The organism is Moraxella nasicaprae (assembly GCF_025643275.1).
Classification (GTDB): domain Bacteria; phylum Pseudomonadota; class Gammaproteobacteria; order Pseudomonadales; family Moraxellaceae; genus Moraxella; species Moraxella nasicaprae.
Map to the genome: position 1 here is coordinate 653,460 of NZ_CP089977.1, position 12,969 is coordinate 666,428.

Here is a 12,969-nt window from a genome sequence, read left to right on the forward strand (position 1 = left end):
TAAATCATATTAAAAATTGGTAGTTTCCATTAAAAAAATAGAAACTACCAAAAACACCATCATAACCCCTCAATCTCCCCCATACTCTCCTTCACCTTCCCAATCTGCCCTTCAAGCTCACTTAACTTCTCTCGTTCAGCCGAAACAACCGCAGGTGGTGCTTTGGCAACAAAACTTTCATTGGCAAGTTTATTTTTAATTTGCTCATATTGTTTGGTGAGTTTTTCTAGCTCTTTATTAAGACGAGCCAGCTCCACCGCAGGGTCAATCAAGCCTTTCATCGGCACATAAACGACCGCTTGCCCAATCACGCCAGATGATGATAATGGGGCTTTTTCATCATTTGCCAAAAATGTTAGGCTCTCCACCTTAGCAAGGGCTTTAAATAAGGGTTCAATTCTTTGAATTTGTGTTTTTTCGCCCTCATTGATGTTTTGTAATAAGACAGGCAATAATTTGGCATTGCCCAAATTCATCTCACCACGAATATTTCGCACCGCCCCAATTAAGCCTTGTAGCCAATGCATATCATTTTCAGCAGTTTCGTTAATTCGTTCAGGGTTTGCAACTGGATATGGGGCAAGCATTATGGTTTCACCACCACGCCCAATCATCACAGCGATTTTTGTCCATATTTCTTCTGTGATAAATGGCATAATCGGGTGAGTAAGCCTTAAAGCCGTTTCTAATACCGACAGTAGCACATAGCGTACTTGGGCTTTTCTATCATCACTGATAGTCTCATCATTTAATACAGGTTTGGTCAGCTCCACATACCAATCGCAATATTCATTCCAAATAAAATCATAAATACTTTGACTTGCCAAATCCAAACGATAAGTGTCAAATGCCAGATTGACCGCCTGTTCACATTTTTGTAGACGGCTTATTATCCATTGTTCTGGTAATTCCCAAAGTTCAGGTTTTGCCATTTGGTGAATGTCTTTACCGTCCACATTCATTAAAACAAATCTTGTGGCATTATAAATCTTATTACAAAAATTCCGATAACCCTCTACTCGTTTTAAATCAAATTTAATATCTCGCCCTGTACTTGCCAACGCACAAAAGGTAAATCTAAGTGCATCTGTTCCAAAGGCGTTAATGCCGTTTTCAAATTCCTTGCGAGTGGCTTTTTCAATTTTGGGAGCGTCTTGGGGTTTCATTAGCCCTGTGGTGCGTTTGGCAACCAAACTTTCTAAATCAATGCCGTCAATCAAATCCAGTGGGTCTAGTACATTGCCTTTTGATTTAGACATTTTCGCCCCCTCAGAGTCTCGTACTAAGCCGTGTACATAGACGGTTTTAAAGGGGACTTGCGGTTTGCCATTTTTGTCTTTAACAAAATGCAAGGTCATCATAATCATTCTGGCAACCCAAAAGAATATGATGTCAAAGCCAGTTACCAATACCGATGTAGGGTGAAAAGTTTGTAAAATGGCATTGTCAAAATCTTCATTAGTCCCTTTCCAGCCAAGCGTTGAAAAAGTCCAAAGGGCTGATGAAAACCAAGTATCCAAAACATCATCATCTTGGCGTAAAGCAATATCGGAGAGATTATATTTTTCACGCACTTCGTTTTCACTGCGACCAACATAAAAATTGCCATTATCATCATACCACGCAGGAATACGATGACCCCACCAGAGTTGACGGCTAATACACCAATCTTTAATATCACGCATCCACGCCATATACATATTGGTATATTGTTCTGGCACAAATTTAATATCGCCATTTTGTACCGCATCTATGGCAGGTTTGGCAAGCTCATCAATTTTGACATACCATTGGTCGGTAAGTAACGGCTCAATGACTGTACCACTTCTATCGCCTTTGGGGGTTTTTAATTGGTGTGGTTCTATTTTTTCTAGCCAGTTTTCATTTTGGGCTTGTTCCACCACTTTTTTACGGGCGATATAACGGTCTAATCCTTGATATTGTGTTGGTACGCTGATTAAATTAGGCGTTTTTTGTTCTGCATTTTCAAATAATTCAAATTCGGTTAAGATATTGGCATTAACATCAAAAATATTAATCAGCGGTAAATTGTGCCGACTACCCACTTCATAATCATTAAAATCGTGAGCAGGGGTAATCTTAACACAGCCTGTGCCAAAGTCTTTTTCCACATAATCATCAGCAACAATCGGTATTTCACGATTTGTAATCGGCAAAATCACCGTTTTACCAATCAAATGAGCATAGCGTTCATCATCAGGGTGAACCGCAACCGCCGTGTCGCCAAGCAAGGTTTCTGGGCGTGTCGTGGCAACGGTCAGATAATTTTTACCGTCTTTGGTGCTTAAATTGGCGTCCGCAAAATAATAATTAAAATGCCATAAATTGCCCTGTTCATCGTGGTTTTCCACTTCTAGGTCGGATAAAGCGGTATGCAGTTTGGTATCCCAATTGACAAGGCGTTTTTTACGATAAATCAATCCCTCATCATACAGGCGGACAAAGACTTCTTTGACCACGTCCGATAACTCATCGTCCATTGTAAAGCGTTCACGAGACCAATCCACCGATGACCCCAAACGGCGAATTTGACGAGTGATATTACCGCCCGACAGCTCTTTCCATTCCCATACTTTTTCTAAGAATTTTTCACGCCCCAAATCGTGGCGAGAGATGCCCTGTTGTCCAAGCTGGCGTTCTACGACCATTTGTGTGGCAATGCCTGCGTGGTCAGTACCGCCTTGCCATAGCGTGTTGTAGCCTTTCATACGATGATAGCGAGTCAGCGCATCCATAATGGCGTTGTTAAAGCCGTGCCCCATATGGAGCGAGCCTGTCACATTGGGCGGTGGTAGGGCGATGGAGAAGGATTTGTCTTTGTCCAAAGTGGGCTTAAAATAGCCGTTACTTTCCCATTTTTCATACATGCCCGATTCGATTTCGGCTGGATTATAGTTTGGGGAAAGTTGATCTAAAATACTCATAAACACTCCGATTTTTTCAATAACATTCACTAATATTAACGATTCTACCACCAATCCATTTGTCATATCAGCAAGCATCAAACACATGACAATCAGATCAATCCATCAATCAACCGATGGCTTTTTGGTAAAAATTTTTTGCATAAAAAATACCCCCTATTCTAGCAAAAATAGGGGGATTTGTGGGGGATTTTTTAACATTCAAACGATGATTTTATCGCCAAACTGTATTGCTGACAGACCATCGACCACAAAAAATGGGTTGCACGCCAAGCAAATCTTGGCTTAATCCTTGTCCAAATGCCAAAAGCATAAAATACCAGCCAAAATAGATTGTTATTCCCAGCAGTTCATGCCCTACTCGTCCAACATACCATGCCTAATGACCATCGCCATCACGATGGTATTTGGTGGGCAAATCAAAGTGTTGATTTAGCTTTCTTGGTGTACTGCCGTCCCATAAGCCAGCACTTCGACACCGCCATCGTCAATCTGATTCATCTCAAAACGAATGCCATAAATGTGTGTGCAATTTTGCTGATAGGCCATTTGTTTGGCTCGCACCAATGCTTCTCGTCTGGCTCTATCCAGCAGACTTTCATAGACCGTCAGATTTTTGCCAAATAAACTAAGCACGCTTGCCCACACCAGCTTAAAGCGGTCTTGGGCAATGACCACACTTCCTGTAACCAGCACGCTATGTTTGGCATTTGGTTTGATGAATCGCTCACTAGACACAATGATGGCGGACAGCTGACGCTCAGCTTGGGCAAGGCTTGCCAAATGCTTGCGTTCAGCTCGACTGCCAAAATACCAACCCATCAAAAACAAGACAATTGCAATCAGCCAATCTGGGTGTCTTAGCAATAGTGAAATGATGTCACTCATCAGCCTGTCGCATCATCAAAATAGGCGGATTGCCCAAATGGATTATACTGCTTTTGCACCTTGACCGCCGTGCCATACACGAACAACTCCGATGCCCCTGCGGTAATGTTGGAGGTAGAAAAGCGAATACCGACAATGGCATCTGCCCCAAGTGCATGGGCTTTGGCAATCATACGCTCCATTGCCTCTTGGCGAGCCTCTTCAAGCAGCTCAGTGTAGGCCACCAGCTCTCCACCCACGATGTTTTTTAAGCCTGCCAGCAAGTCTTTGCCAACATGTTTACTGCGTACCGTACTGCCATACACCACATCAAGTCGTTCGGTAATGATGTGATTTGGCAAATGTTCAAGATTGGATAATTGCACGATGTGATTCGCCATTTAGTCGTTAGTGTGGAATAATAAAAACAGCTCGGTAATGTTGCTTTCCAAAGCATTTGCCATCTGAGCCAGCGTTTCGTCATCTCGCATTTCATCCATTTCCTCGTCAATGCCTGACAACATCACCATTGGCAAAGTCAGCATCGCTACATCTTCTTCGGTGTTCTCATCATCAAACCAATCGACATTTTCATCTGAATACATCGCATCAACAAAGCCAATCGCCCATGCTGCCAAGTCGCCATCTTCGCTAAAATCTTCCACTTCCTCGCTGGCATCAAATGGCAATTCGATGGGTTCTTCTGCTTTTAGGGTGTCGATGAGTTCTTGTCGCCATGCTTTTAGGGCGTTTTTGACTTCATCGCTGACCGACTTGTCCGCTCCCTCAAAAAAAGCCGACAGCCAATTTGGCAAAGGCTTGCCCACCACCGTTGCGGTCAAAAAACCATGAGCAGCGATTGGGTCTAATCCTACCTCATTGGCATCAGATTGTAGATAGTCAAACAATTCTTGCTTATTCATTTCTAGTACCTTTTTTATCAAATCAATGATATATCAGAAAAAATGCCCATACCAACCAAATTTGGCATAGGCATCAAATGATTCATCTGCTCGTTGATGATTGTTTAAAAATCATCGTCAAAATCGTCATCAAAATCGTCAAATTCAGCAAAATCGTCCTCTTCTTCTAAGGCACGCTTTAACTTATTTAGGCGTTGCTCTTCTAGCAATGCGTCGATTTTTAGGCGTTTTTCTAATGGTTTGGTTTTGCCCTCATCTGCCAATTTGGCATCAGCATCTTCTTCAAAATTATCGTCGTCAAAATCGTCGTCAATATCGCTCATCATGACTCCTTGGTTTGTTTTTTCACTGATATGATTATGATTTTTGTGCTATATCATAGCATCAATTAGCCTTATAAAATGCTTTTAAAGTTTTGTCAAGCATTTTCATCAAAACCACCCCAAAAAACATCAATCTTCCAACAAAACCGCATCTCTTAGCGTATTTAGTCGCTCCACCATACCATGACTCATCGCATCGATGGTTTGGCATTCTCGTTCGGAAATTGAATTTGGATTTTGTAGATTTTCTAATGTTGTATAAGGAGCAAGCTGTTTTTTTGCCTGTGCATCAAACAGCGTCAGCATGGGCAAACGGCGACGCTTAGCGATGCTAAATGCTGATGATGCTTGTTCAGCACTGCTGGCAATCGTCGTCATTGGCAAAGCAAAACGCCCAAGTTCACGGTGCTTATCATACACCACTTGATTGACCATCAGCACCAGTTGTGCCAGCATCAAGCTTGCTGTTGCAACTTTGGCATGTTCATTTTGGGCGGTCAAGGTGACTGTCGCCCCTTGCTCATCAAACTCACCAATTTTGGCAACCGACACGCCCGCCACAAATGCAGACGCCAACAATTTATCAACGGTTTTTTCTAACAGCTGATTGCACAAAGCAAAATATGCCTGTTTGCCGTCATAGCCTACTGCATCTAGCAAACGGTGTGGGTCATTAAAACAAATCTGCACCACATAGCCATCAACATCATCTCTCTCATCTTCAAATGTCTCGTCTGATGGCTCAAAAACACCCTCATTGTCCTGCATTGATGATGGCGTTGGTGCTTGCTCATCGTTTGTTGATGGTTTATCTTGTAACTGATAAGGAAGCAGTCCTTGTGTGAGCAATCTGGCTCTGACATCGGTGGCGATTTGGTTTTTTAGTGCATCAGTTGGGCGAGCCAAATAGCCATACAACACAAATAATGCCAAATGCAATACCGCTGTCGCTAACAAAAACAGCCAATGCTCCGACAGTACAATCGCATAACTGATGGGTTTGGTTTCAATCACCACAGACCCCAACACCTTATCGCCAGACGCTACGGTCTGATTGCGGGTACGATAACCACCTGCTCCCTCTTCGCCCTTAGGTACAATTAGGTTATTTTTGGCATCGTACACACCCACAAAGCCAATCTGCGGCTCTTTCATATAGCCATCGGCAATCAGACTGGCACTGACCGTGTCATTATTTGCCAATGCCACCGTCATACTTGTGCCTAATTCTGCCACCAAAGATTCCGCCACTTGGCGGTATTGCTCACTGGCTTGGCGTTCATAACTGATTGAAAAAAATAACAAATGCAATAATGCACTAAGTAAAACAATCAAAAAGAACAAATTTTTTTTGGGTGCAGAATAAGTCATGAATACCGCTTTACATCAAAGGTCAAAGGTCGATTGGCTCATTACGAGCTGTATTTTGTAAAAAATACTTAAATTGTGCCATTTTTAACGAAGTTGGGCAATAGTTTTTATGCTTTTTTATCAAGTTTTTATCACAAAAATCATCAAGCCTGACAAATCTTACATAAAAACCACGATAAATCTTGTACAAATTCCCAAAAAGGTGCTAGTATGATGGGGTTTTAACAAAAGATTTTTGATGTACTTGATTGAACATCAATACATCGATTTAACACGATTTTGGGTAAGCAATGATGCATCATTATACCTTACAACACGGCATTCAAGATTGGCAAAACGCCCTACAAGCACTTCATTTAGCCCCTGAATCTGACTGGCAATCATTGCCACTGTTTGGGATTGTGTTGGTTGGCGATGTGCCAATCCAGTCTGTGCAATCATGGGCTGATGAGCATCGTTGGCAACTGGTGCCACTGACTACTCAAAAATCGACGGTTGATGTGGTTAATAGTTTAGATAATATTCACAATACCAGTGTGTATCGCTGTGTGATTTTTTCAAACGCCATCATCGACCAGCCAGTCGATGAGCTGCCACGCCTCATCAAGGCACAACTCACATCACGCATCAATCAAGCAATGGATATTCACATTTTACCCATTGATAAACTGCTTAGACCACATCGATTGGCGTGCTTTGACATGGATTCAACGCTCATTGAGCAAGAAGTTATCGTGGAGCTGGCTCGCTACTGCCACATAGACCAAGAGGTTAGCCACATTACCGAATCAGCGATGCGTGGCGAGATTGATTTTGCGACCAGTTTTAGTCGGCGAGTGGCACTCTTGGCAGGGGCAGACCAATCCATCATCGAGCAAATCATCGCCAATAACATCACCTTTCAATCTGGGGCGTTGGCAACCATCCAATCCTTAAAGGCACTAGGCTATCATACCGTGCTGGTTTCAGGTGGTTTTGAGCCTTTTGCCAAGCATGTTGCCCATACGCTAGGCATAGATGAATATCACGCCAATCCTTTGGATATTGCTGAGGGCAAATTGACTGGCAAAGTCAGCCTACCCATCTTGGACGGTCATCAAAAAGCCTGCATTGTCCAACATATCGCCAAACAACTTGGCATCACAAACGACCAAATCATCTGCATTGGCGATGGAGCGAATGATTTACCAATGATGTCCATCAGTGATATTGGCATTGCCTATCACGCCAAACCCATCGTCCAAGAACAAGCAACGCTTGCCATCAATCACACAGGGCTTGAAGGCGTGCTATACGCTCTTGGACATCAGTTAGTCTCATCATCTTAAACCAATAGAGTAAAATATATGTTCACAATTCCAGTCATCAATGTCAAAACAGACCCTTTGGACGCATTGCTTGCAGGTTTGGGGTTACGCATTCAGACTCTTGCTAAATCTCGCCATAACGAAGCCTTTAACAATCTGATTAAAGACAAAGTGGCGGTGATTGAATTTAGCTCTCCGCAGATGTCTCGCCATTATCGCTTTGACAATGGCTTATTTTCCCAAGAGATTGGCAAAACCACACAAGCTGATTTAAGCATCGAATTTACCGACAGCATGATGGGGGCAAAACTGCTTGCCAAAGGCGATGTCGCCGCCTTAATGACTGCCATTCAAGACGGCAAAGTCAAAATCACAGGCGATTATAAGCTGGTGCTGTGGTTTGCTGGAATCGGCAAACAAGCCGCCACCGTGCCTGATGAATATCGCACCTATGTTGAGCAAGCCAAAACCTATGCCCAACTTGCCAAGCCATACGCCCAAAGTGCCAAAGAACTGTTTGACTCGGTCAAACAAAAACTAGGCAAATAAATTTCAAAAACAGCAAATCAGTCGTACGGTTGGTTTGCTATTTTTAACAATATTAGGTACAATTGTTTACCCAATCATTCATACGGAATCTTTGACACTATGCTGACCATGCACCCAAGCAAGGAAGAAATTGCACGCTTATTTGACCTGCCTTTGATGGACTTATTGATGCAAGCCCAAACGGTGCATCGCCAGCACTTTAATGCCAATGAAGTCCAAATCAGCACTTTGTTGTCCATCAAAACAGGTAACTGCCCCGAAGATTGCGGCTATTGTAGCCAGTCTGGCCATCATCGTGACAAAACGGGTCTGACCGCCGAAAAACGCATGGAAATCAATAAAGTGCTTGCTGCCGCTCGCCGTGCAAAAGCGTCTGGCTCATCAAGATTTTGTATGGGGGCAGCTTGGAAGCACCCTTCTGCTAAGGATATGCCCTATTTGGTGGAACTCATCAGCGAGGTCAAGGCACTAGGGCTAGAAACCTGCATGACTTTGGGTATGCTAAAACCAGAACAAGCCAAGCAGCTTGCCGATGCAGGACTGGATTATTATAATCACAACCTTGACACCTCTCGTAATTATTATGATAGCGTCACTTCCACACGCACCTATGATGACCGCCTAGACACCATCGCTCATGTGCGAAACGCTGGCATCAATGTCTGTTCAGGTTCTATTGTTGGCATGGGCGAAAGCAGACAAGATCGCATTGATTGGATATACGAACTGACCCAAATGCCCATTCCTCCACAGTCTATTCCTGTCAATCTGCTCGTCCCCATCAAAGGCACACCACTTGGCGATAAAGTGCTGGCAGAAGGCAGGCTGTCTGTCATCGAATGGATTCGCACCATTGCCGTAACTCGCCTTTGTTGTCCAACCAGTCATGTCAGATTATCAGCAGGTCGTGAAAGCCTGACCGATGGCGAGCAGGCATTGGCATTCATGGCGGGGGCAAATTCATTTTTCTATGGCGACAAACTACTCACCACAGGCAACCAATCACAAGCAAATGATGACCGCCTGATGGCAGAACTTGGCTTGACACCAACCAAGCCAATGCCAAAGCCCATCATTACTGATGCCATGAACGGCAAAGTCATCAACCAAACATTACCAGAACATTGCCCACTAAGTGCCTGATGAACAAAAAGATGTGTTATAATGACACATCTTTTTTTAAACTTTAACATCATGTTTGACTACATCAAAGCCTTTCACATCATTGCCATGGTTTGCTGGTTTGCTGGCATTTTTTATCTACCTAGACTGTTTGTCTATCACGCCATGAGCGATGATAAAATCAGCCAAGACCGTTTTGCCCTCATGGAACGCAAGCTGTATCGTGGCATCATGAATCCTGCCATGATGGCGACTTGGGCATTGGGTCTGTCGATGGTCATCAGCCATTGGGAAGTTTATAAAACACAAGGCTGGTTGCACGCCAAGTTATTGTTGGTCATTCTGCTGACCATCTATCACATCGCCTGCGGTCGCTATCGCCTAAAACTTATGACCAACCCCACACTAAAAACACATACTTTTTGGCGATGGTTTAATGAGATTCCTGTGTTTATCCTGATAGCTGTGGTGGTTTTGGTTATAACTAAGCCCTTTTAGCAATCCTTCGCCCAATAAAAAGACCAGTGATTACAACTGGTCTGTGTCATTAAGCCTAATGTTGGCAAAGCGTGTAGCAACCGCCCTGCCTGACAGGATTTCTTTGGCAAGCATCAGCTCTTGTTCGCTGACAAATCCACCAAACTGATATTGGATTTGTCCATCTGTTACCATAATCCAGTCATCATTGATGGTAATTTGGGCATTGGGCGAAAAAGTCAAACTCTTTTGGTCAATTTCAAAGCGTCTGGGCGACAGCTTTAATGTACCAACACAAAAAATATGGCGATGTTTGGCTTTTTGTTTTTGGATGTTAAACAAAAACACCATCACCGCAAAGCCAAACATTGCCCCAATAGCGTAGGTTGAAGGCATGGTAAAACACACCCACGCCACCGCCAAGCCCAGCACCAATAGACCTAATGCCCACCAAATCATGCCATCATGAGCATTGCCTGATAGCTCAAAAGTCGCCACACCGTCTGCCACTTGTACCATCTTACCAGCCCAATGCTTGCTTTTGCTGTTCGATGAGTTGGGCGATACCAACACCTGCCAAATCAAGCATCTGCTCAGCCTCTTCTTTGCTAAACGGCTTATCCTCTGCCGTTCCTTGAATTTCGATGAATCCGCCCGCCTGCGTCATCACCACATTCAAATCAGTATCGCAGGTAGAATCCTCAGAATAATCCAAATCCAACATCACTTTGCCATTTTTGACCCCAACCGACACGGCAGCCACCAAACCAAGCAAAGGGTCTTGGCTTAGCTTTTTGGTGCGTTGCAGCTGCTCTAAGGCATCAATCAATGCCACCGCCGCCCCTGTAATGCTGGCAGTGCGAGTACCGCCATCTGCTTGAATGACATCACAGTCGATATGAATGGTGTGTTCGCCAAGTTTTGACAAATCCAGCATGGCACGCAAAGAACGACCAATGAGTCGTTGAATCTCTTGGGTGCGTCCAGACTGACTACCACGCACCGCCTCACGCTGGGTGCGAGTTCCTGTGGCTCGTGGCAACATGCCATACTCAGCGGTCAGCCAGCCTTTGCCCTGCCCTTTTAACCAGCGAGGCACGCCTGCCTCAATACTGGCGGTGCATAGCACTTTGGTATCGCCAAAACAGACAAGCACCGAGCCTTCGGCATGCTTGGTGTAGTGTCTGGTAAAAGAAATGGGGCGAAGTTCATTAAATTGACGACCGTCTTGACGCATGGCATTCTCTCTATAAAATGATGATACGCAGCATTGTACCAAGTTATCCACGATATTACAAAGCAACTTGGTAAAAAACCCATCATGAAGACGGGTTTTTTGCTCATTGGCAGATTACTTTTCTAGATTTCGCAGCTCTTTACGCAAAATCTTCCCAACATTAGACTTGGGTAGTTCATCGATAAAGGCGATGTGCTTGGGTCGTTTATAGCCAGTCAAATGTTGTTTTGCCCAATTTTGTACTTCTTTTTCATCAAGGCTGGCATCTTTTTTAACCACATACACCTTGACCACTTCGCCACTATGATTATCAGGCACACCAATCACGCCACATTCTAATACTTTTGGATGAGCGGCGATGGCTTCTTCGACTTCATTTGGATAAACATTAAAGCCTGACACCAAAATCATGTCTTTTTTTCTATCGACAATTTTCACAAATCCATCAGCGTCCATCACGCCAATATCGCCTGTGCGAAAATAGCCATCTTGGGTCATCACTTTGGCGGTCTCATCATCTCGCTTATAGTAGCCTTTCATGACTTGCGGCCCTTTGGCACAAATCTCGCCAGCCTCGCCAAGAGCAACCTCATTACCATCATCGTCCAAAATCACGACATCGGTATTTGGTAGCGGAATGCCAATTTTGCCTGTAAAGCCCATCGGTGGTGGATTGACCGTCAAAACAGGGGAAGTTTCGGACAAGCCGTATCCTTCGGTGATTGACCGACTCGTCATCGCCTCCCAAGCCTTAGCGGTGCTTGGTAATACCGACATACCCCCACCCAATGCCAATCGCAAATTACTATGGTCTAGTCCCTTAAAGCCCTTATGATTGGTCAATGCATTAAACAAGGTATTGACAGCAGGGAAGAATGCTGGACGATATTTGGCAAATTGTTTGGTTAAGTCATCAAAATCTCGTGCATTGATGATAAGCAGCAGACTAAATCCCAGCTTCATCGCCAGCAAGCTAACCATAAAACAAAAGATGTGATACAACGGCAATGCCACCGCCATATATTGCCCTTTGATATTGCCATCAGGAAATGCCGTTTTGACAAAATTGGTTGCCTGTTCGACATTGCTAATCAAGTTGCGATGAGACAACATTGCCCCTTTTGCCACGCCTGTCGTACCGCCTGTGTACTGCAACACCGCCACATCATCTAGGTCAAGCTGTGGACGCACATAATGACTGACTGGCACTTTGGATAACGCCTCTTTAAAGCTGATGGCTCCTGCAATGTGATAGCTTGGTACCATTTTTTTGATGTGTCGCACCACAAAATTGACCGCTAAACCTTTCAATCCCATCATATCGCCCACACTGGCGACAATGACATGCTTGACTTGACCCTTATTTTTGACCTGCTCAAAAGTCTTGGCAAAATTTTCGATGATGAACAACACCTTAGCATCTGCATCATTAAGCTGATGTTCTAGCTCATGAGCCGTATAAAGTGGATTGACATTCACTAATGTATAGCCAGCACGGATAATGCCAAACATACAAATGGGATATTGCATCACATTAGGCATCATGACCGCCACTTTATCGCCTTGTTGCAGTCCAAGCGATTGTAAATAAGCAGCAATCTTACGACTGGCAACATCAAGCTCACCATAAGTCATTGACACACCCATCGAGGTCATGGCAATGCTATCTTTATGCTCACTGATACAGCCATCAAACACATCAAGCAATGAGCCAACATCATCATTCCATGCCATCTGTGGGTCAATGCCATATTTTTCGTAAGTTTGATACCAAGGGCGTTCAGAAAAAATAGTCTGCACGGTCATCTTGTCATTCCTTTTCCATTCCTGTTATTTTGATAAAAAAAC

Annotated in this window: 13 protein-coding genes; 4 read left to right on the forward strand and 9 right to left on the reverse strand. The window is 43.9% G+C overall.

The features are described from left to right. Positions 1-59 precede the first annotated feature (59 nt). The 6 genes from LU297_RS03040 to LU297_RS03065 all read right to left on the reverse strand — a co-directional run bounded on the left by LU297_RS03040 (position 60) and on the right by LU297_RS03065 (position 6,429). Positions 60-2,945 (reverse strand): valine--tRNA ligase, encoded by a 2,886-nt coding sequence (locus LU297_RS03040; protein ID WP_263076941.1) that lies wholly within the window; start codon positions 2,943-2,945, stop codon positions 60-62. Between the two features lie 432 nt (positions 2,946-3,377). After that, on the reverse strand, positions 3,378-3,833 hold the full coding sequence (locus LU297_RS03045) for a YbjQ family protein (RefSeq protein WP_432806266.1): 456 nt from the start codon (positions 3,831-3,833) through the stop codon (positions 3,378-3,380). Next, a complete protein-coding gene (locus LU297_RS03050) occupies positions 3,833-4,198 on the reverse strand; it encodes a YbjQ family protein (protein ID WP_349773725.1) in 366 nt (121 codons plus the stop codon). Before LU297_RS03050 ends, LU297_RS03045 begins: the two co-directional genes overlap by 1 nt. Positions 4,199-4,213: 15 nt before the next feature. After that, a complete protein-coding gene (locus tag LU297_RS03055; RefSeq protein ID WP_263076943.1) occupies positions 4,214-4,735 on the reverse strand; it encodes a YecA/YgfB family protein in 522 nt (173 codons plus the stop codon). A 104-nt stretch (positions 4,736-4,839) separates the two neighbouring features. Further along, positions 4,840-5,058 carry a PA3496 family putative envelope integrity protein gene (locus LU297_RS03060; protein WP_263076944.1) on the reverse strand — a complete coding sequence of 73 codons (219 nt, stop codon included), beginning with the start codon at positions 5,056-5,058 and terminating at the stop codon, positions 4,840-4,842. Between the two features lie 129 nt (positions 5,059-5,187). Then, positions 5,188-6,429, reverse strand: coding sequence for a hypothetical protein (locus LU297_RS03065; protein ID WP_263076945.1), 1,242 nt, complete (start codon positions 6,427-6,429; stop codon positions 5,188-5,190). Positions 6,430-6,719: 290 nt separating this feature from the next. Between LU297_RS03065 and serB the strand changes: the two genes are divergently transcribed. From serB to hemJ, 4 genes are all read left to right on the forward strand, one after another. Beyond that, positions 6,720-7,757, forward strand: coding sequence for a phosphoserine phosphatase SerB (gene serB, locus LU297_RS03070; protein ID WP_263076946.1), 1,038 nt, complete (start codon positions 6,720-6,722; stop codon positions 7,755-7,757). 18 nt (positions 7,758-7,775) lie between these two features. After that, entirely contained in the window at positions 7,776-8,285 is a 510-nt protein-coding gene (locus tag LU297_RS03075; RefSeq protein ID WP_263076947.1) for a hypothetical protein, read from the forward strand. Positions 8,286-8,384: 99 nt separating this feature from the next. Then, positions 8,385-9,428, forward strand: coding sequence for a biotin synthase BioB (gene bioB, locus LU297_RS03080; RefSeq protein ID WP_432806267.1), 1,044 nt, complete (start codon positions 8,385-8,387; stop codon positions 9,426-9,428). Positions 9,429-9,449: 21 nt separating this feature from the next. Beyond that, a complete protein-coding gene (hemJ, locus tag LU297_RS03085) occupies positions 9,450-9,905 on the forward strand; it encodes a protoporphyrinogen oxidase HemJ (RefSeq protein ID WP_263076948.1) in 456 nt (151 codons plus the stop codon). A 30-nt stretch (positions 9,906-9,935) separates the two neighbouring features. On the opposite strand, the gene LU297_RS03090 is transcribed toward hemJ, so the two are convergent. The 3 genes from LU297_RS03090 to LU297_RS03100 form a co-directional block, all read right to left on the reverse strand. Next, positions 9,936-10,403: a hypothetical protein gene (locus LU297_RS03090; protein ID WP_263076949.1), complete on the reverse strand. Its 468-nt coding sequence runs from the start codon at positions 10,401-10,403 to the stop codon at positions 9,936-9,938. Between the two features lies 1 nt (position 10,404). Further along, a complete protein-coding gene (gene rph, locus LU297_RS03095) occupies positions 10,405-11,121 on the reverse strand; it encodes a ribonuclease PH (RefSeq protein ID WP_263077316.1) in 717 nt (238 codons plus the stop codon). Between the two features lie 114 nt (positions 11,122-11,235). Next, positions 11,236-12,927 carry an AMP-binding protein gene (locus tag LU297_RS03100; protein ID WP_263076950.1) on the reverse strand — a complete coding sequence of 564 codons (1,692 nt, stop codon included), beginning with the start codon at positions 12,925-12,927 and terminating at the stop codon, positions 11,236-11,238. Positions 12,928-12,969 lie beyond the last annotated feature (42 nt).